The organism is Vibrio pectenicida, assembly GCA_024347015.1.
Taxonomy (GTDB): domain Bacteria; phylum Pseudomonadota; class Gammaproteobacteria; order Enterobacterales; family Vibrionaceae; genus Vibrio; species Vibrio pectenicida.
This window is the reverse complement of the sequence record AP024890.1, coordinates 183,408-204,199: the sequence shown is the minus strand read 5'-3', so window position 1 is coordinate 204,199 and position 20,792 is coordinate 183,408. Positions and strand designations below refer to the sequence as shown.

Below are 20,792 nucleotides of genomic sequence, written 5' to 3'. Positions count from 1 at the left end.
CAATCAGGTGGTGATGATACATGGAAGGTGTTGTTGACTTTAGTCGCTGGCAAAAAGAACATATTCGCACTGAAGAAGAGCTTTACCAACTGTATGCCGAAGTTAAAACATACTATCAAAGTGAGCCTTTTTCGGCCTATGGCGCACGCATAGATAGACTCAAAACCCTTAAGCGAGCAATGGTTGAACATCAAGATGCACTTATCGAATCGATAAGCTTAGACTACGGCTTAAGAAGCCATTTTGATAGCCTTGTTTGTGATTTACTGCCAGCAATAGCGCATATTAATTACACCATTAAAAACCTCAAAAAGTGGATGAAGCCAAGTAGGCGAAAATCTGGTTTATTACTCTTTCCATCATCAGTTAGGGTCGAATATCAACCACTTGGTGTTGTGGGAGTTATTGTCCCTTGGAACTTTCCTATTGTTCTCAGTATTGCGCCAATTGTGACTGCAATTGCGGCAGGCAATCGAGTCATGGTTAAATTGAGCGAACATACTCATCACACTAATCAAGTATTAAGTAATATTTTCACTAGTGTGGAGGGGCATATTTATCCTGTGGAAGGTGAAGTTGATATTTCTAGTTACTTTTCCAAGCTTCCATTTGATCATCTTATATTCACGGGCTCGACGCAGGTTGGTAAGTTGGTTGTGCAAGCAGCGGCGAAAAACTTAACGCCAGTAACCTTAGAGCTTGGTGGTAAGTCGCCAGTTATCATAGATAATGATATCGATGTAAGGGCTGCAGTAGATGCAGTATTACTCGGAAAGTCTGTAAACTCAGGGCAAATTTGTGTGTCGCCTGATTATGTCTTGCTGCCAAGGGGTAAAGAGCAGGCGTTTGTTGAACTCTATCTTAAACGGTATCAATCTTTGTATTTAAAAGATAATTACGCAACTTCTATTACACATATTATTAATCAAAAGCAGCATGAGCGGCTTAATACTATGTTGGAAGATGCACGTGCTCGTGGCGCTGGTATCCACACGATTGAAAATGTGGAGTTAGAACAGCGCCAGATGCTACCACATCTTATTACAGGTGTGACTGAGCATATGCAGGTTATGCAGCAAGAAATCTTTGGCCCTATATTACCAGTGATTGGTTATCGTCACTTAAATGAGGCGCTAAGTTATATCAATTTTAACCCTCGGCCTCTAGCACTGTACCTGATGTCAACGGATAAAGTATTACAGCGCCAAGTGATCGAGCAAACTCATAGCGGAGGTATTGCTATCAATGATACATTGCTCCAGGTAGCTATTGAAGATGCACCTTTTGGTGGTATTGGAGCATCAGGTATTGGTCAGTACCATGGGAAAGAGGGCTTTTTGACCTTTTCCAAAGCAAAAACTGTTTTGTATACACCGGCTTGGCTACCAAGAAACGCAATGTTATTGCGCTATAGAAAAATTGTGGAAAAACTACTGAGGTCTGTGTTTATTCGTTAGTTTTATATTTGTAATGTTCTGTGCAACTTTTTCGTACAACTTGCTGAACTTGGATTTGGTTGTCGCGGGCCTTTGTTCTTATCGTAATGCCTCTGTGTGCACTTAACCCTTTTCGCGAGAAGTATCACTTCGAATTTTTCTATCTCGGCTATAAAAATAGAGCCAATCAGACTAACTGGTTGGCTCTATTACTTTGGCTTTATCATTAAAGTTAATTTAGTACATTTTTAATTAAGAATTTTTCTTCCTCGGAGCTTAAAAGCACCAACTTGAGAAAAATACATTTATGCTATTTTGGTAAGTTTTCTGACGTTATTTTTTCTACTATTTTATCTAATTGATTAGGGAGAAGCATGTCATTATAGCTAAAGGTTTCAGGAGCTATTGACATTAATCTATCGACATAAAGCTTCGTTAAAGATTCTGTCAACTTATGTTCACTTTTTTCCCAAAATCGCCCTTCATCATTACTGATTTTGACTCTAACTTGTTCAGTGATTAAGCTAATAAGAACTGATTGACAGGTGTCATTTTTCTGGTGCTTTACTAGTTCCTTCAAAGCAGGATCATTCCGTTTAATTTCTTTAAAGCTGGAAGTTTGACCTTTTTCTTTATATCTTAATTCTATATTTTTATTTATTTCATCTACTTTTTGGTTTATTGAGAAATCTAGATATTGTCCGAGCAAACTCTTTTTATCCACTCCATTACCTTTTTTACCCATATCAAACTCTCTAAGATCTTTTAGCAATAAAGCCATATTATCATTGATTGTGTCAAACATGTGGGTCGATAATAGCTCCTTGGGTAACTGCTTATCCATTTCCATTTGCTTAATCACTTCATCTTGCACTTTCTTAAGGTCAACGTTAGCTAGAATCTTCTGGTTAATTTGGTGTAGTTGTTTTGTGTATTTTTTGTCTTTTTGCTCAGCTTTTGCAATCTTAGTATCTAGATAGTCAATATATTGTAGTAATCTTTTTTCTCCTCCTCTGCCTATCGCATCTTTATACTGCGCTTTGAGTCCTTGCCTGCACTCTTCTAGACGTTGAAGTTTTTCTTGCTTTGCAAGAATAATCGATTTTGCTAGTTGATAGTTTTTTGACTTTTTAGCTTGCTCTGATGATTTTTTTGTAAGATCATCAGATTTTTTAGCTTTATCCAGCAGGTCTTGGATAATTTTGTTTTGTGAAACTTCAGCTTCTTTCTCAGCTTTCTTCTCAGCTTTTACAATGTGGGGAAAACTCTTATTAATCTTAGAGTCTACCTCCTTCAATTGTTTTAGATATTTTGATTCTTCTTTCTTGTCTTTCGCATCACGATACGAGGACTTCAAGTCTTTCTTTTGGTCCATTAAGCTATGGTAAGGATCACCATACATTGATATGGGGGATCCGCCCTTGGGGGGATTTAAGAATCCAAAGCTGTCTTGGTCATGAGTAACAGGTTCGAGATTACCATACATTGATTCTAGGGATTTGTTCTGGATGTTATTGGATTTTCCAAAGCTGTTCATTGGTGCTTGGGGGCCGTTCTTGTCACGAGTACCTGATTTGAAATCACCAGGCATTGATACTTGGGCTCCGTTCTTGAGGACATTTAAGTGTCCAATGTTGTGTTCGTCACGTTTATCGTTTCTGTGTTTAACACCACTAACCGATTTGTTAAAATTAATTTTAACAATCTCAGGTTTTAATGCAGCACCGGGTATTATAGGGCTGCTAATTTTTATTGCTGTCATGGATAGATTCCTTGGTAATGCTTTTTAATCAATCCTATTATGTTTTTAAAAAAATCCACGTCATGAGATTATTCGAGAAAAATTGTGTATTTTTATACCACTGTTTACTGTTTTAATTTTAATAACAAGCCCTTAGTGATGGTTTTAATTTTTATATTGAATTGTTAAATTGTGAGCCTTGGTGACTATCTTTCCGGTGTTTAGAGGCTTACATTTAGTTTTGAGTATTTGGGAATTGTGCCAATCTGACCCTATTTTGGTTTTGGGCCATTAGATTTTGTCCGCTTGGATTAATAAGGCAACCAAATAAAACCTAGTGGATACTTTGGTTTTACTGTAATGGTTGCATATCAAGAATGTACAGTCGCTTTTTGACTAATTTACAGATGAGATACGCTTGGCGAAGTAACAGCGCTAACATATCAGCGCAATCCTTTTCATTGGTTACACCTCGATTTTTATAAATCAACACTCAAAATAAACCTCCTCTGTCATATAGCCTTCAACGAAGTGAAACACAACTGTCACAATTGAGTCCTAAAGTTAGCATTGTTCAAATGCAAAAAAGTGGCAATGGTGCCAACTAAGGAAATTGTGATGAAAAAGACAGTTATCGGTGCAATCGCACTTCTAGGTGCAATGGCAGTGACTTCCGTTTCTGCTAAGGAAACGATCTCTGCAGTGGGATCTAGTAGCGTAACGCCACTGATGGAAGTTTTCTCTGAAACATACATGAAAACCCATTCGAACGTATTTATTGAAGTGCAAGGCCCTGGCTCGTCAGCTGGCGTGAAAGCTGCAAAAAATGGTTCAGCCGATCTTGGCATGTCGTCTCGTAACCTAAAAGCATCAGAACAAGAACCTGAGCTTAAAGAAGTGAAAGTAGCGCTTGATGGTATTGCAGTAGTGGTCAATCCTAAAAATACCCTCCAAGCTCTAACTGCTGAGCAAGTAAGCTCAATTTACAAAGGTGATATTACCAACTGGAAACAGGTTGGCGGTGAAGATAAGCCAATTGTAACGATTACTCGTGACACAGCGTCAGGTACTCGCGGCGCTTTTGAAGACATTATGAAATTGAAAAAGAAGATCTCTGGTCAAAAAGTATCTGCTATTTCACAGCGTGCTCAAGTTGCTAACGGCAATGGTGCATTGAAAACTATGGTTGCCTCAAACCCATATGCGGTTGGTTATATTTCTCTAGGAACTGTCGATAATTCAGTTCATGCTTTGTCGGTAGATGGTGTTGAAGCAAGCGTAGAAAACGTGAAAAATGGTTCTTATAAAGTGGCTCGTCCTTTCCTAGTGCTATACAAAGAAGGCAAGCTATCGGCAGAAACTCAAAAATTTCTAGACTGGACTCTCACTCCTGAAGCTCAGTCTTTAGTTGACAATAATGGCTATATCTCAGTTCATTAATTTTATTGACACTTCTATTGCTCAGCCCTTTATGGGCTGGGCTTTTGCTTTACTTCGAGCAAACTCGGTTTGTTAGAAGGGTAAACTATTATGACCATTGCAACAAATAGTGACGAGCTTATGAACACTCAAGCGACTCAGTTACCTAAGCCACGTTTGCGCGCTAAACGTCGTGTTGATGTGAAAGAGCGTATCTTTCATGGCTTATTTCTTACCAGTGCTGTCATTGGCATTGTGTCTCTGGCGGTTATCGCCTATTTCATTGTTCAAGAATCGATCCCCGCTTTTAAAGAAGTAGGGGTTTCTAACATTGTTCTTGGCCAAGACTGGTTACCACCTGCTCTTTATGGCGTAGCGACCATGATTGTTGCGTCAGTGGTCTCAACTTTAGGCGCTGTCTTAGTTGGCGTACCAGTTGGCGTTTTGACGGCTATTTTTATTGCTGAGATTGCGCCTAAACGTCTTGCAGATATCATTCGTCCTGCGGTTGAGTTGCTAGCAGGGATCCCATCCGTAGTGTATGGTTTTTTTGGCCTCATCATCATTGTCCCTTTAATTCAGGATATTTTTGAAGTACCAGCGGGTAATACGATTTTAGCTGGGATCATCGTATTAGGTGTGATGATTCTTCCTACCGTGATTACGGTATCTGAAACGTCAATACGTGCTGTGCCGAGTACTTATAAAGAAGGTTCATTAGCACTCGGCGCATCAAAGATTTTTACCATTTTTAAGCTGCTTGTTCCTGCTGCACGCTCTGGCATTATGACGGGTGTAATCCTTGGAATAGGTCGAGCACTTGGCGAGACAATGGCGATTATTATGGTGATGGGTAACGCGCCTGCGATGCCACAAGGTATTCTTGACTCCGCACGCACTTTAACCGCCAATATTGCGATTGAAATGTCGTACGCAAGTGGTGTACACGCGAATGCTTTATATGCGACAGGCGTAGTACTGCTGGTATTTATCATGATGCTCAACGCTGCCCTGCTTTATCTCAATCGCGAGAAAGCGAAATAGTGGCTCAGGAAGTAAAGATTATGGATCGCATAGCACTAAAAAAACATCGTCAGTTTAAAGACAATGTTCTTAAGAGTTTAATCTGGGCTGCCGCCGCTCTGACGGTTGGTTTTTTATTCTGGATTATTTGGTACATTTTATCGAACGGTCTACAACATGTAGATTGGAACTTTATTAGCGACAATTACACGCGTACTGGTGAAGAGCACGGTATCTTTCCTATGATAGTGTCGACCCTTTATATGGTTGCCGCTTCGATTGCTGTCGCTGCTCCAATTGGGATTATGACAGCGATTTATCTCACTGAATATGCCCAAGTTGGCAGCAAGCTAGTGAAAGTGATTCGTTTTTGTACCGAATCCCTAGCGGGTATACCGTCCATTATCTTCGGTTTGTTCGGTATGACTTTCTTTGTTGTAATTCTTGGACTGGGCTTTTCGATTCTTTCAGGCGCTTTGACCTTGAGTATCTTGATTTTGCCAGTGATTATCCGTACCACAGAAGAAGCACTGATGGCTGTGCCTCAAACCTATCGAGAGGGCTCCTATGGCTTGGGCGCAGCTAAGATTTATACGATTTGGCGTCTGATATTGCCAAGCGCTATGCCGGGCATTATAACCTCGGTTATATTGAGTATTGGTCGAGTGATTGGCGAGTCTGCCCCAGTATTTTTAACCGCTGGCATGGTTGCGCGTATACCTGACTCACTACTTGATTCTGGGCGCACACTAACGGTTCACTTATATAAGCTGACAACTGAATTATTTACTATCGAAGAGTGGAATCAGGCTTATGGTACAGCGACAGTGCTGATTGTGGTGGTTCTGGTGATCAATATGATCACTAAGCTCATTGCCCGCCGTTTTAATACGGCAAATTATTAGGCAATCAAGCTTACAGCGACCCATTTTAGATTTAAGAGATAAAAACCATGAACAAATTTGATATCGAAAACTTAGACCTGTTTTACGGTGACAATCAGGCACTCAAATCAATTAATTTACCTATTCCTGTTCGCCAAGTAACAGCGCTTATAGGACCATCTGGCTGCGGTAAGTCAACCTTGCTGCGCTGCCTTAACCGCATGAATGACTTGATTGAAGGGGTCAAGATCACAGGCAAACTGGATATGGACGGTGATGATATTTATGGCAATATCGATGTGGCTGATCTGCGGATAAAAGTTGGAATGGTTTTCCAAAAACCGAATCCATTTCCGATGAGTATTTATGAGAATGTTGCTTATGGCCTTAGAGCACAAGGCATAAAAGATAAAAAACATATTGATCAGGTTGTCGAGCGTTCACTGAAAAGTGCTGCTTTATGGGATGAAGTGAAAGATCGCTTAAAATCTCATGCATTTGGCCTATCTGGTGGTCAGCAGCAGCGTTTATGCATAGCGCGCACCATTGCAATGGAACCTGATGTGATTTTGATGGATGAACCAACCTCGGCGCTTGATCCTATTGCAACGCACAAAATTGAAGAGCTGATGGAAGAACTGAAAAAGAACTATACCATAGTGATTGTGACTCATTCTATGCAGCAGGCTCGCAGGATCTCAGACCGCACGGCTTTTTTCCTTATGGGAGAGTTGGTTGAGCATGACTCGACTAAGGTCATTTTCAGTCAGCCTAGGGATGACCGTACTAAAGGCTACGTCAACGGTGATTTTGGTTAAGTCTCGAAAATCATAAAGATTTTCACTATAACAACAAGCGATGGTCTATTGCCCCTTTTTATGAGGGGCTTTTTTGTAAATGTTTATAATCGGCTGGAGGCGAAAGCACTTCAGGTTTTGTTTTTAATATTGGCGTTCCATTGAGAACCCCTTAATGGAGATTGGCTGCGCCAACTGCTTCTTTCCAACGGGTGAATGCGGTAATGAGATAATCGAGTTCTGTCACTGAGTTGTCGACTAATATAAAAAGCCCCCCAAGAATTGGTTTTCCAACTATTGGGGGGCTTTTTATATTCGGGGGGGCTTAGATTTTAAACAAGGTATAGTTAAACATCTTGTTTGTGTTTCGCTTTACAAACAGCAGCGGTAAATACCACGTCAGTTGAGCTGTTTAATGCGGTCTCTGCCGAGTCTTGTACAACACCGATAATAAAGCCTACCGCTACGACTTGCATTGCGATCTCATTTGGAATGCCAAATAGACCACATGCAAGTGGAATCAATAGTAGCGAACCGCCAGCGACACCAGATGCTCCACATGCAGAGATGGCAGCAACAACACTAAGAAGTAGAGCGGTAAGTATGTCAATTTCGATACCCATAGTATGCACTGCTGCCAGTGTTAATGTGGTAATGGTAATTGCCGCGCCAGCCATATTGATGGTAGCTCCAAGTGGAATAGAAACTGAGTAGGTATCTTCGTCAAGTTTTAGCTTCTCGCATAAAGCCATATTCACAGGAATATTGGCGGCACTTGAGCGAGTGAAGAAAGCCGTTACGCCACTTTCGCGTATGCATTGGAATACAAGTGGGTATGGATTTTCACCCGTTTTAACCAACACGATAACTGGGTTAACCACTAAAGCGATGATAGCCATAGCGCCTAGCAAAACAGCGAGCAGTTGAGCATAGCCTGCCAATGCATCAAAACCAGTAGTTGCTAGAGTTGAAGACACAAGGCCAAAGATACCAAACGGTGCTAGGCGAATAATAAAGCGTACAATTTGTGAAACACCGTGGCTTAAGTCTTCAAAAACCGCTTTCGTTGTAGCTGAAGCATGATGTAAAGCTAAACCAAGCCCGACGGCCCAAGCCAAAATACCTATGTAGTTGGCATCCATCAGTGCATTAACCGGGTTATCAACGATCTTAAATAGCAGTGTATTCATGACCTCGGCAATACCTTGAGGTGGTGTTGCACCTTCAGCGCCAGAAACCAGCGTTAATGTGGTTGGGAACATAAAGCTTAATGCCACGGCGGTTAGGGCTGCTGTAAAGGTCCCAAATAGGTATAAGACAACGATAGGGCGCATGTAAGTGTGCTGGTTTTTCTTCTGGTTGGCAATTGAAGCGGCAACTAGGATAAAAACAAGAATGGGGGCGACGGCTTTTAAAGCACCGACAAATAGGCTTCCAAGTAAACCAACACTTTGGGCATATTCAGGAGAGATGGTGGCAAGACCTACACCGAGAACGATACCGGCTAAGATCTGTAACACCAAATTTCCACGCGCAAAGCGGGCAAAAAAAGAGTTGTGTTGCATAGTTTTCCCTGCAATGAATTGTTATATAAATTTCTGCGTGACCTCAGCTTTCGCTAACTGAGTGCGACAATATTAGCGTTTTGAAATAATGTGTCTAGGGTTAATTGACTATTAGAATGAAAATTAGGGCATATGCGTGGGTAGCAACAAAAAATTTGTTTTTGATGAATCTAACTTATGTTTTGTGGGTGTTAGGTAAATTAGGTATACACTCTAAGTTACCACTAAATTTATTGTTTGAGCTGAACTATGGCAGAGAAAAAGTTGCAAGAACGAGAAGAGGCAATAGATCTGGCATCCGGTGAAAAGGACCAACAAACGACATCGCCCTACACTGAAAATATTCAACTTGGTGAAGATGTTTTAAGTGATGTGAAACCTTTGAGTGAAGTTGCTTTTTTTATCATGACTCCGACAGGGAAGACATTTAAAGGTAAAACCAAATATGTAGGATTACATTCCAATAATCTGATGCTGCTTGAAACACCAAATGCATCCCCTAAGGAAATGGCGGTCTATTTTCAACGTGGGTTCCCTATTAAAGCTTGTGTGATCTCTGAATCTGGAGGTGGTGCTAGGATTTATTTCAAAAGTAAGGTTGAGTATGTGCTTGAAGCGGGTGATAACAGTTTGTTCTTGATTTCTCTACCCCTAGCAACTCAGGTTGCATCCGGCCTTAGGGAAAGTGCTCGCTTGGAGTTAATTTTGGGTGGTGTGCTTGCTCCTAAAAGTAATAAATTAAGTTGTCAGGTCCGCGATATTTCCAGTCATGGTTGTCTTGTCGTATTGGAGAGAGAGTTAGCTCAGCATAGGGTTGGTGATGTTATCTCACTGCGTATTGAAGATACAGGAGGGGAAGAGTCAGTGTCTTCAGATGTACTTGGAGCTGTGGTTCGTAACATTAAGACGACTGGCCGCTACAGTAAGATTGGTGTCCAGTTTGAAGAGAGTAGTCTAGAACCAGTAGCAAATTTAATCGATAACTTACACTTCTGTCGTATGAGCCAAAAATTTACCCTGTAGCCCAGGCTTTCGGTACAGAGCCTTAACTACTTACAACTTGTTGAACTTTAACATTGGTCAGCATAAACCCGACGTTAGTGACATCGGGTTTAAAACGTTTTTATCAAAACCCTTTGATATTGTTTGCTTCTAGCTCGGTGAAATACTTCACCGTTTTTACTTTTAATTCTTGCGTTGAAGGCTCGTCACAAACAATGACTGACTTAGGGTGAAGCTGAAGTGCAGATACTGTCCAGAGATGATTTACACACCCTTCAACTGCAGCTTCTAATGCGAGTGCTTTATTGTGTCCTGTAACCAAGATCATAATTTCTTCGGCGTCTAGAAGCGTGCCCACACCAATGGTTAAGGCGTACTTAGGAACTTGTTTAATGTCCCCCTCGAAAAAGCGAGAGTTTGCAATACGAGTGTCTTCAGTAAGTGTTTTGATCCGAGTACGCGAAGAAAGTGAGGAAGCAGGTTCGTTAAATGCAATGTGGCCATCATTACCTACACCCCCCATAAATAGATTAATACGGCCGTAGGATTTAATCTTGTTTTCATAGCGTTGGCACTCAGCTTCATGCTCAGTCGTATTACCATCCAGAAGATTAATGTTTTTTTCTTCAATATCAATATGATTGAAAAAATTCTTATACATAAACGACCGATAAGATTCGGGGTGATCGACTGGTATACCAACATACTCATCCATATTGAAAGTAACTACATGTTTGAAGCTAACTTCGCCTAGGTTATAGAGTTCAATAAGTGCTTTATAAGTTGCTAGTGGCGTCCCACCCGTTGGTAGGCCCAATACAAAAGGACGTTTTTCCGATGGCTGAAAGTTGTTAATACGTTTGGCAATGTGAGCCGCTGCCCATTTACCAACTTGGGCAGCTTCGAGTAACGGGATAAGTCTCATTGGTTACCTCTAGTAATGAAAGTTAGTGCTTTTGTTTGTTATTTTCCATTATAAAATAAGTTATTTGCTACGGCTATTGTTTTTAGTAAACTTTACTCTTTGTTTTTATTTTTATTCTTATTTTAAGCATTTATTCGTTTTTAAGTAATGAAATGTAGGTTAAGTTTTGTTTTTAGATACAAAAATTTCTTTCGAGAAATAAGGCTTGATGTTTGATCTTGTAACCGATGTTTTATTTTTAATCATCAACTAATTTTGTGAGTACTGTACACTTAGATAAGAGTAGAAAATGTGTCCATTCCGATATTGAGTGGGATGACAGAAATAAAAACCAGCAGGCTGGTGAAAAGGTAATGAAAGTAAACTGATGAATTTAATTGGAATCGCAATTGGCGCAACGGGTTTGTTATTACTTGGATCCTTTATCTGGATGTTAGTTTTGCAAATGCGTAAAAAGAGGTTAGAGGAGCAACGTGTAGAGCGGAACGTCGCTAAGCGTAAAGCCCTTGAAAATAATCGCAAGGAGGAAGAAAAAGAACGGGTACAAAAAGCAGAAGGAGGGGATATGCCGACGATCTTGTTCCTCGCGAAAGAAGCGGAGCGAATGAATCAGAAAGATGCAGTGTATTGGTATACCAAAGCGGCACAACTCGATAATGTCAATGGTATGTATGGTATCGTTCGTCTTAGCGAGAAGTTTAACGATGCCGTATTGAAAGAGCAGGCGAAGTTTTGGCAAGTATGTATTAAAGCACTTGAGGGCAGCTTACCTGATAGATATGAAATGGCGATAGCCTTGTTTAATGGTTTGGGTACTGATCAGGATGTTGATAAGGCAGTTCAAGTGATGATGCAGGCTGCTGACCATAATTTTGTCAATGCTCAACTCTTTCTAGGAGAGTGGTTCGTTTCACCAAAAAATACTAATCCCAAGCCCGGTATGTCCACTGAGTATTATCAGAAAGCTGCTGCTATGCGAAGCAATGAGGGGAGATTGAAACTCGGCCTGAATTATATCAATGGTGTAGGGGTTGCGGCGGATTTCCTCAAAGGCTGCTATTGGATGGAGCGAGCAGCAGAAAAAGGTTATACAGAAGCAATGTATAAAGTTGCTGAAGAATGGATGAAAAAGCCACCAGATGGTGAATCAGTAGCTTATATTTGGCTATTTATTGCATCTAAACTTGGCCATAACCAGTCTGCTAATTTACGTGATCAGATTGCTCTGAATATTGGTGTCGATACTGTAGTTGGCTTACAATCTTTGTCAAAACCCATTTTGAAAAAGATCGGAGAAAACAAAGTGGGTAAGAATTCGATTATAAAAGCACTGAACAAGCTCTATAAGCGAGGCATTCCGCTTGAAGAACAAGACGTGTTGCAGTCTCAGGAAGTAGAAGCCGAAACTCTTCAGGAAACAGAATCTACAGAACCTTCTAGTGACGATAGCCAATCGACGATATCGCCAGTTGATCAAAACCCCGACTTTACCCAGTCGAATATAGATAAGACCTAAAGGGCACTCGTGTTATCATTAAAGGCAGCTGAGCTTCAAAGAAGGAGTCTTTATGCAAACCTGCCTTATGATTCTAATGCATTTATCAAATAGTAACTTTTGATTGATTATTATCACAAACTCCCCCACATTAGGCGCAAACAATAGAGAGGTAACCCATGTCTACTGCGAGTTTTTTGCGTTTAATCTGCCTTGCCGCTATTTGGGGTAGTTCGTTCCTTTTCATGAAAATTTCAACTTACACCTTTGGTCCTGCATATCTCATAGAATTTAGAGTGGGTTTTGCCGCGTTGAGTTTATTTCTTATCTCTATTTATCTACGTAAGAAGCTTGCTTTTATCGGTAACTTTAAGCACTTCATGATTATTGGTTTGTTTAATTCTGCCTTGCCATTTCTGCTATTTGCTTATGCAGCACAGACTTTAAATGCTTCTACACTATCAGTGCTTAATTCTACAGCGGCAATTTGGGGGGCTTTAATTGGTATTTTTTGGCATAAAGCTATTTTGACTGCTAAAGCTATGCTTGGCATGCTCATAGGAGTGATTGGAGTTGTTGTTCTTGTTGGCTGGGATGCCGTTAATATTGGGCTTGAGGCTGCCTTACCTATCGCTGCAGGTGTTATGGCTGCGTCTAGTTATGGGATTGCAACCAACTACACTAAAACCGCTCCAAATATTAATGCTTTTGAAAATGCTCATGGCAATATGTGGGCAGCTGTGATCTGGATACTCCCCTTGTTACCTTTTGTTCCTATGCAGGGTGAGCCTACTTCAAAAGAAATGTTGTCTGTCTTAGTATTAGGCGTAGTGTGTACAGCTATCGCTTATTTGCTTTACTTTCGACTGGTGGTTGATGAGGGAGCCGCATCTGCTCTGTCTGTTACCTTCCTGATTCCGGTGTTCGGTATTTTATGGGGAGCTTTAATCCTTGATGAGCCAATTGGAATGAACACTTTTGTGGGAACTTTTCTTGTGTTGGCAGGAACTATGTTGGTCACGGGATTTTCGCCTGCTCAACTTGTTAGAAAAAGACCAGGGTTGAGCAGGTTTAGGTAAAAATTGCTAATACTATTAACCTAGTTCTAAGGTCATAAAGTTACTGTTAGAGTCAGGTTGATAGTTTGCAAAAGGAGAACAGTACTTAAAACCAAATTTTTTATATAGTTCTCGTGCTGGTTTAAAGAACGACATAGATCCTGTCTCAAGACTAATTCGTTGGTAGCCATCATTTTTAACCTGAACGATGATATGCAATAGTAACGCTGATGCTACACCCTTATTGCGAGCTTCTGCGATAGTACGCATTGATTTTAGCTCTACGTGTGAATCAGATATTGGTTTGATTGCCGCACATCCAAGTAACTCATTTTCTTTCCAACTGGTCCAAAATATAGTATCTGGATGTTGCAACTCTTCCCTGTTTAACGCGTGTACGCTTTCTGGTGGTGATGTTGCATTCATATCGTCCATGTGTTCTTCGAGTAGCTTTGCCACCGCAGGGTGACTTAGTTTATCTACTTTAATTTGCATTCCTTGCCCTTGTAGATGATTTAAAATATATCTCATTCTGCATCATAGACTTTTTGAATACAAATACTCTCACGATTGCATATGTGAGATAGATCTAACTACTGATTGCAGTATGATGATTTGTATAACAAAGCGCTGGATCTCATAAATAACAATTCAGGTGCTTCATCTTTCATTGATGCTTGATTCGAATCTCATAAATGAATCTTATAGATCGAATACTAAAAAACTACGCAATTTATTTTTGCGATAGGTAATAGGACGCATGAAGTAAGATGAAAGAAGTAAAGTTTAGAACGATAGATAAATTTTTTATAAAAATGTCTATTAACGACAAGGTATGGGTAATTTTTTTCCTGTTTGTAATCATAGTAGGTAGTATAGTTAGCAGAGCTTTTTACTCTGAAATAAAGCAAGTTGAGTCGACAGCAATTTCGGTGGCAAACCATCGGCTTGATGCCATCATTCAGATAGGTACGAGTAGGTTAATTCAAGACCAAACTGATATTAGTAAGGTGATGACTCTTAGCCAGCCCAGTTACCAAAATGGAATCGCTACAGTTGCTAAGAAAAGTTCTGATGGGAGTATTTACCAACTCACATTTGACAACCAGAAACAAGATAGTGAGGCGCGTGCTCAAGCCTTATATCATTTAGTGTTGAGCTGTTTGTGGTTACTGCCCTTTGCGCTGTTTTGCTACTGGGTGGCAACTTTTATTGGTGGTGCACTGTGGGTGCTGCATATTACTACCAAAAAAATTGCTGGTGGCGATTTGACTTCGCGACTTGGTTTTCATCCGGGTAGAGATGAATTTGGTACTATTGGCTGCGCGCTGGATAATGCCATGGATACGCTGACTACTCTGGTTAAAAATGTTAAAGCTAATACTGATACATTAAGTATAACTTCGGCATCTCTTGAACAAGAAACCAAATTGAGTGAGGTTCAAATTCAGCATCAATATTCGTCCTTGGACTCGGTTGCGACCGCTATGGAGCAGATGACTGCTTCAGCAAAAGAAGTATCAACCATATCTCACCAAGCGATGCAAAGAACAGAATTAGATACTCAACATATTGAAGCGTGCCAAAAACGAGTTCAGTCGACCATTGAGGAAATTGATACGCTTTCGTCTTATATTGAGCAAGCATCAAAGTCAGTGGAGATGCTAAATTACAAGACAACTCAGATCCATGAAGTTATTACAACAATTAACACTATCTCTGAGCAAACTAACCTTTTAGCATTGAATGCGGCTATTGAAGCAGCAAGAGCAGGGGAGCAAGGCAGAGGTTTTGCAGTCGTTGCTGATGAAGTACGTACACTAGCAAGTAGTACACAATCTGCAACGGTTGAAATTCAGTCTATGATTGAAAAGCTTCAATCTGAAAGTCGTCATATTTCGTCGATTACTAAGCAAACTGTTGAGCAAGCGCGTACAAGTAGTTCAATGATTGAAGGCATTGGTGATGATGTCTGCTCTATCTCTCATTCAGCGAAAACTCTCATGGATATGAATATCCAAATCTCGACCTCGGCAGACCAACAAAGTGCAGTCGCAAATGATATAGCATCTGAATTAAGTGGTATTCGAACCAATGCCAATACAATTCGGAGTGTTGCTGAGCAGTCATCGATTGCTGTTACTAACCTCACTAAAGCAACTGGCTCTTTGGCAGATATACTTACTCAATACCGAACTTGATTAGGTATTAATTCTGATTAAAGGGTAAGAGGTTTACCTCAAGATAAGCTTATTACCGCTGAATTTCAGTTTAGAAAGGAGTTGCTTGGATCCTTCAATTCCTTTTTCATCAAATTCTACACCGTAACTTGCGTAGTGGATTGAACTTTGGGAATTGCGGACTTGGCCGCTCAGTGACTGAAACTGATGCTTTTTCGCAAGAGCTTCATGTATACACAAGGAGATTTCATCACCCACTTGGAAAGCTTTACTCAAAGGTGGAGTGACAAATCGGCAACCATGTACAGAGAGATCGCGCATTTGACATTCTAATTTCACACCATGAGATGTAACACTTGCAGGAAGATCAAGGCTATATCTAGGTTCTCTGCGCAGTTGATTGACCTGCATAGTATTTGGGATATTGAAGGCGATGATGGGAATTGGGTTAGATAAAACATATTCTAGTTGTGTTTTGAACGAAACTAAAGCGCCTTCACCTCTAGGTGAGATAGCGCGAATCGTCGCCCAAAACCCAGATTGGAAGAAAAATCCGGTGTCTTCGATAGATAAATTTGGTAGCTCGGCCAGAATTAGATTATGTGAATGGGCACCAATGAACAAAGTTTTACAGCTAAAAGCTCGACCTACTGGTGTAGTGATGGTTACAGTTAGCTCACCACCATGCTCTAACATAGCTAGAGCATCTGTACTATTGATCGATGTGAACCCTTTTTCTGGGTGAGGGTTTGAGAGGTGTTCTGAACGATCTTCTTCCTTTGTATCCATCTAGCCTCCAACATAATGACACTTCTATTGATGATATTATAATTATAAGTGCCCCTAGTCAAAGTTTGTAATGGTCATTTATTAAACTTATTTGCGATGTAATTTTAGGATCGAACAGAAGATCTCTATATTTCCATTACGTTATGCAACAAATGGGTATGCATTTTTGTTTTTAAGTAAATAAATTTGTCTATTATTCCAGATAGATTTAAGGTAAGTATGTTGGAATATAAGGACTTAATCATGACGCAGTCTGCGAGTTGGAAAACGCCTCAAAACTTTTTAATTATTATTTCTATTGTAGTCCCCATTGCCTTTTCAAGCTGGATGGCGCTGCTGAACAATTTTGTTATTGAGCGTGCTAATTTTGATGGGTCGGATATTGGACTTTTGCAGAGTGTACGTGAAATCCCTGGATTTTTGGCGTTTACCGCTGTGTTTGTCTTGCTATTTATCCGTGAGCAGAGATTTATGTTGCTTGCGCTTGGCGCTTTAACCATAGGTACTGCCATTACCGGTTTCTTTCCTTCTTTATACGGACTTTTACTCACCACTTTACTCATGTCGACGGGATTTCATTATTTTGAAACATTAAAGCAGTCGTTATCTTTGCAATGGCTATCAAAGGATGAAGCACCGGAAATGCTGGGTAAATTTATCTCGGTTGGTGCGCTGGCTTCTTTATTAACTTATGGGGCGCTTTGGGTATGTTTGCAGGTATTTAAAATGGACTACCAATGGGTCTATCTGACTTTTGGTGGCATTGGTTTTATGCTGGTTGTTTGGATGGTATTTGCATTTCCTCAGTTCAAAACTGAGACTCAGCAAAACAAAAAACTGGTATTGAGAAAAAGATACTGGCTGTATTATGCTTTGACCTTTATGAGTGGTGCTCGCAGACAGATTTTTACGGTATTTGCTAGTTTTTTGATGGTCGAAAAGTTTGGCTATTCAGTAACTGAGATAACTTTACTGTTCTTAATTAATTATTTATTCAATTTTCTATTTGCCAAAAAGATTGGTAAATATATAGGCAAAGTTGGTGAGCGTAAGGCGCTGATGTTTGAATATATTGGGCTCATTGGGGTATTTATTGGGTACGCAGTGGTCCAGAGTGCGGAATGGGCTGCGGTTTTGTATGTTATCGATCATTTATTTTTTGCATTAGCATTGGCAATTAAAACCTATCTACAGAAAATTGCTGATCCAGCAGATATGGCTTCTACAGCAGGTGTTTCGTTTACCATTAACCATATTGCTGCGGTATTTATTCCAGTATCATTTGGGTTTATTTGGCTTATATCACCTGCGGCAGTTTTCTATATAGGTGCGATGATGGCTGTTATCTCATTGGTGTTATCTCTTAATATTCCTGCCAAGCCGGAAGAAGGAAATGAAGTACGAATTCTTCGGTGGAGCTAAGGATAGCTTCTCTGAAAGCCTCTTTAGCTCTTATGCGCTTTATTCTATAATCTCGCACGTGTTTTTGTAGGGGATCCCCCCCCTTTAACCTTGGGTAGATTATGATTTCGAAAAACCAGCTCAAACTTTTGCGTGCATTAGGCCAAAAAAAGCAACGGAAGGCACAAGGGCTTTTTTTAGTCCAAGGTGAGAAAAATGTAATTGAGTTGGTTGGTAGTGGTTTAAAAACACAACATGTTTTTGCTACTGCTGAGTTCCTGTCGTCTAACAAAGATATACTAAATAGTGTTGTATGCATCGAAGCATCTCTAGAGGAACTGACCAAGTCTAGTACTCTAGTGAGTAACAATGCAGCGATTGCTGTGGTTGAGATCCCTGAGATTAAAGTTCCTAGGTCGGAAGGCGTTATTATTGCTTTAGATGGTGTCTCGGATCCGGGTAACCTCGGTACTATTATTCGAGTTGCTGATTGGTACGGAATAAAGCATATAATTGCAAGTAAAGATTGTGCGGATCCGTATAACCCAAAAACCATCAGTGCAACTATGGGTAGTTTTGGTCGAGTAACAGTCACGCCACTCGACCTACCTGATTTTCTTCAGCAGTCCAATCTTCCTGTTTATGGTGCATTTCTGGAAGGAGCCAGCGTTCACAAAACAAGGTTTGCAGAACAGGGTATTTTGCTGATGGGGAGTGAGTCCCATGGCATTCGTGAAGAAGCAGCCCAATTTGTGACGGACAAAATTACTATTCCATCATTTGGTGGAGCAGAGTCGCTCAATGTTGCTATGGCAACAGGCATTATTCTTGATAACTTGCGTCGCCAGCGAAGTTAGTTAACCCTTGAAAGTACAATAGCATACTACACCGTGATCATTATTGGTTTTAAATGATCACCCGATTGAAAAGACGCTGTAAATTGGCTTTTAAGAGATATAGAAAAATCTGATACTGATTACTCAATATCGGATTTTTATGCTTTTTAAAGATCGGTCAAGTGATTTCGACAATTTCTTAAATAATCGGCATTAGATGACTGTGCCTGCTTTCGTTATTAACGATGTAGATTAATCTTGCGACCTAAGTGCTGAACTTCGATTGTAGTATAACCTAACGCTACAGCTTCAAATTGTGAACTGAGTTCACGTGCATGCTGGGCATCTTTCGCTAAGAAGGAGATCGAGTAAATAGGACGAACTACGCCGTTAGACAATTCTTGTGTATCTAGGTAAGAGGATGTAACTAATCCCGCTTGATTGAGGCTGATAACTCGTTGTAGATCGATACCAAGTACCCTGTCCATTTCTAGAGGCTCGATACCTTCTTTCCATCTTATTATTACACCATAGCTGTTATAAACAGGTGTACTATCGAGCCATTTTGAACCAAGCAAACGAATGTTACTTATCTTAACCAACTCTTTTTTGTACATAGGGAGACCTTTAAGTTTGTTTTCAACACTAGCTTCATTGTCTGCTTCTAGTACGAATTTGAGTAACTGAACAGGTTTTCCATCTATTTTACTGTGAACAACAAACATATCTTTTACATCTCCTTGTTTAATTAACTCGCCAAAAGCGGCTCTTTGGTTGGGTAATGTTTCTAAGATCTGCTCTACGTCGTTAGTATTCCATGCCAGCTCTACACCATAGTCGGCTGCATAGAGAGTACCTGAAGTGAGTAGAGAGATGATGAATACTGTTGATGTGATTAATTTCATAGTTATTTCCTTAATGTTTAAAGCTGAATTAGGCTAAAGTCACAGTTTGATATAGAAGAAGTAAATAGATACTCCTTTATGTTGCTGTGTTTTTTAGTAGGTGAGAGGGGGTTACCAGTGAGACCGATAACTGCGATGGCAACTTCGGCAGGTATTTTGTGCATGCGCTAAACCTACTTTTGCTAGTTCAATATTTTTGGTCTTACTTGCCTGATATAGTTCTTTAAAGCCCAAGTCCATTAGTGTTAATAGCTGATTAAATTTACCGGGTTTACTCCAGATTTCTGACTTGGCTTTGCTGCCAGCTTGGCTACCTGGAGGAAACAAGCTTAGTAGTGCAGTACTGTGGGCTGTTAGTTTTTGGCTTTGATTCTCCAGTTCCTCCCAGTTAGTTTTGTTGCCGCTTAACATTCTATCTACCTGTTTACTAATGGTTTCGATTTCCTTAAATGTATTTTGGCGTTTGTCTATCTGAATATTGAAGTTCTGTGCAGCAGTGGTTAAAGGCATTATAACAAGCAAACTAAAGATTGTTTTTCTCATTTGACTTTCTCCTAATTATTGGATTTGTTAGGTCCATTTATGATTTTAAAAACAGTTTACCCAACAATTGTTGCGGCTGCAACTATTGTTGGGTAAACTGTTTTTTTGAGTAAATAATCATCATTAAACTTGAGGTATAAAATGAAAGTTTGGGATCTAGCAACACGCCTTTATCATTGGTTACAAGCTGTGTTATTTATCGTATTAATAGTGACGGGGTTTTCTGGTAATGGTCCGCATGTAACAATAGGATTGGTAATGTTTACACTCGTTCTCTGGCGGTTGATTTGGGGATATGTCGGTAGTGAAACTAATCGCTTCGGCCAGTTCTTATGTTCACCTAAAGTTGTTGTCAGATATATGTTGGGTAAGGAGCGAGTAATATTGGGGCACAATCCAGCAGGAGGATGGATGGTTTTCGTCATTATTACTGCTTTGTTGCTACAATGTGTGTCTGGTTTAGCCGTAGCGGGAATGCTGGATAACTTACCCTTGGCTAATGCTTGGCTAACGGATGATGTATTTAAAATACTTGAATCGGTACATTTTACTTTGGCAAATTTTCTACCAGTCTTAGTTGCAATACACATAGTCGCAATTCTGGTTTATAAATTTTGTTCTAAACCGCTAACTTGGGCGATGGTTACAGGTATTCAGAAAGGTTTGTCTCAATATCAAAGGTTACAATTTGCTTCTCAACTTCGTGCTTTTCTAGTGCTAGTTTTGGCAACATCAGTTACTATGACAATTATTGCCTTTTCTTTTTAAATCTATTTGATGAGAGATCTCATGG

General features: G+C 40.1%; 19 protein-coding genes. 12 read left to right on the top strand and 7 right to left on the bottom strand.

Going from position 1 to position 20,792, the window contains the following annotated elements; translation table 11 throughout:
• Positions 1-20 precede the first annotated feature (20 nt).
• A complete protein-coding gene (locus tag OCV27_RS15860) occupies positions 21-1,457 on the top strand; it encodes a coniferyl aldehyde dehydrogenase (protein ID WP_125319858.1) in 1,437 nt (478 codons plus the stop codon).
• A gap of 289 nt (positions 1,458-1,746) precedes the next feature.
• Here the strand turns inward: OCV27_RS15860 and OCV27_RS15855 are convergent, their stop codons facing one another.
• Entirely contained in the window at positions 1,747-3,198 is a 1,452-nt protein-coding gene (locus tag OCV27_RS15855; RefSeq protein ID WP_125319857.1) for a hypothetical protein, read from the bottom strand.
• 597 nt (positions 3,199-3,795) lie between these two features.
• Here OCV27_RS15855 and OCV27_RS15850 point away from each other — a divergent pair.
• The 4 genes from OCV27_RS15850 (at position 3,796) to pstB (ending at position 7,321) form a co-directional block, all read left to right on the top strand.
• A complete protein-coding gene (locus tag OCV27_RS15850; RefSeq protein ID WP_125319856.1) occupies positions 3,796-4,617 on the top strand; it encodes a phosphate ABC transporter substrate-binding protein in 822 nt (273 codons plus the stop codon).
• Between the two features lie 90 nt (positions 4,618-4,707).
• Positions 4,708-5,640, top strand: a complete 933-nt coding sequence (gene pstC / locus OCV27_RS15845) for a phosphate ABC transporter permease subunit PstC (protein WP_125319855.1) — start codon at positions 4,708-4,710, stop codon at positions 5,638-5,640.
• A gap of 20 nt (positions 5,641-5,660) precedes the next feature.
• Positions 5,661-6,524, top strand: a complete 864-nt coding sequence (pstA, locus tag OCV27_RS15840) for a phosphate ABC transporter permease PstA (RefSeq protein WP_125319854.1) — start codon at positions 5,661-5,663, stop codon at positions 6,522-6,524.
• A gap of 47 nt (positions 6,525-6,571) precedes the next feature.
• Entirely contained in the window at positions 6,572-7,321 is a 750-nt protein-coding gene (pstB, locus tag OCV27_RS15835; protein WP_125319853.1) for a phosphate ABC transporter ATP-binding protein PstB, read from the top strand.
• Positions 7,322-7,647: 326 nt separating this feature from the next.
• On the opposite strand, the gene sstT is transcribed toward pstB, so the two are convergent.
• Entirely contained in the window at positions 7,648-8,865 is a 1,218-nt protein-coding gene (gene sstT / locus OCV27_RS15830; RefSeq protein WP_125319852.1) for a serine/threonine transporter SstT, read from the bottom strand.
• Between the two features lie 249 nt (positions 8,866-9,114).
• On the opposite strand from sstT, the gene OCV27_RS15825 reads away from it, so the two are divergent.
• Positions 9,115-9,888 (top strand): PilZ domain-containing protein, encoded by a 774-nt coding sequence (locus OCV27_RS15825; protein ID WP_125322512.1) that lies wholly within the window; start codon positions 9,115-9,117, stop codon positions 9,886-9,888.
• 103 nt (positions 9,889-9,991) lie between these two features.
• Here OCV27_RS15825 and nagB read toward each other — a convergent pair whose 3' ends face one another.
• Positions 9,992-10,792, bottom strand: a complete 801-nt coding sequence (gene nagB, locus OCV27_RS15820; RefSeq protein WP_125322511.1) for a glucosamine-6-phosphate deaminase — start codon at positions 10,790-10,792, stop codon at positions 9,992-9,994.
• A gap of 367 nt (positions 10,793-11,159) precedes the next feature.
• On the opposite strand from nagB, the gene OCV27_RS15815 reads away from it, so the two are divergent.
• Positions 11,160-12,308 (top strand): tetratricopeptide repeat protein, encoded by a 1,149-nt coding sequence (locus OCV27_RS15815; protein ID WP_125322510.1) that lies wholly within the window; start codon positions 11,160-11,162, stop codon positions 12,306-12,308.
• 158 nt (positions 12,309-12,466) lie between these two features.
• The gene (locus OCV27_RS15810) at positions 12,467-13,366 is read left to right on the top strand and encodes a DMT family transporter (protein WP_125322509.1); all 900 of its coding nucleotides are present in this window, start codon (positions 12,467-12,469) and stop codon (positions 13,364-13,366) included.
• Between the two features lie 15 nt (positions 13,367-13,381).
• On the opposite strand, the gene OCV27_RS15805 is transcribed toward OCV27_RS15810, so the two are convergent.
• Entirely contained in the window at positions 13,382-13,840 is a 459-nt protein-coding gene (locus OCV27_RS15805; protein ID WP_125322513.1) for a GNAT family N-acetyltransferase, read from the bottom strand.
• A gap of 275 nt (positions 13,841-14,115) precedes the next feature.
• Here OCV27_RS15805 and OCV27_RS15800 point away from each other — a divergent pair, with 275 nt between their 5' ends.
• A complete protein-coding gene (locus OCV27_RS15800; RefSeq protein WP_125322508.1) occupies positions 14,116-15,546 on the top strand; it encodes a methyl-accepting chemotaxis protein in 1,431 nt (476 codons plus the stop codon).
• A gap of 33 nt (positions 15,547-15,579) precedes the next feature.
• Here the strand turns inward: OCV27_RS15800 and OCV27_RS15795 are convergent, their stop codons facing one another.
• On the bottom strand, positions 15,580-16,314 hold the full coding sequence (locus OCV27_RS15795; RefSeq protein WP_125322507.1) for a PilZ domain-containing protein: 735 nt from the start codon (positions 16,312-16,314) through the stop codon (positions 15,580-15,582).
• Between the two features lie 243 nt (positions 16,315-16,557).
• Here OCV27_RS15795 and OCV27_RS15790 point away from each other — a divergent pair, with 243 nt between their 5' ends.
• Together OCV27_RS15790 and OCV27_RS15785 are read left to right on the top strand one after the other, a co-directional pair.
• Complete coding sequence (locus OCV27_RS15790) at positions 16,558-17,736, top strand: MFS transporter (protein WP_125322506.1); 1,179 nt, start codon at positions 16,558-16,560, stop codon at positions 17,734-17,736.
• A 101-nt stretch (positions 17,737-17,837) separates the two neighbouring features.
• A complete protein-coding gene (locus tag OCV27_RS15785) occupies positions 17,838-18,572 on the top strand; it encodes an RNA methyltransferase (protein ID WP_125322505.1) in 735 nt (244 codons plus the stop codon).
• 218 nt (positions 18,573-18,790) lie between these two features.
• Here OCV27_RS15785 and OCV27_RS15780 read toward each other — a convergent pair whose 3' ends face one another.
• Positions 18,791-19,456, bottom strand: coding sequence for a hypothetical protein (locus OCV27_RS15780; protein ID WP_125322504.1), 666 nt, complete (start codon positions 19,454-19,456; stop codon positions 18,791-18,793).
• A gap of 111 nt (positions 19,457-19,567) precedes the next feature.
• Positions 19,568-19,999, bottom strand: coding sequence for a c-type cytochrome (locus OCV27_RS15775; RefSeq protein WP_125322503.1), 432 nt, complete (start codon positions 19,997-19,999; stop codon positions 19,568-19,570).
• A gap of 141 nt (positions 20,000-20,140) precedes the next feature.
• Between OCV27_RS15775 and OCV27_RS15770 the strand changes: the two genes are divergently transcribed.
• A complete protein-coding gene (locus OCV27_RS15770; protein WP_125322502.1) occupies positions 20,141-20,767 on the top strand; it encodes a cytochrome b/b6 domain-containing protein in 627 nt (208 codons plus the stop codon).
• The last annotated feature ends 25 nt before the right edge of the window (positions 20,768-20,792 follow it).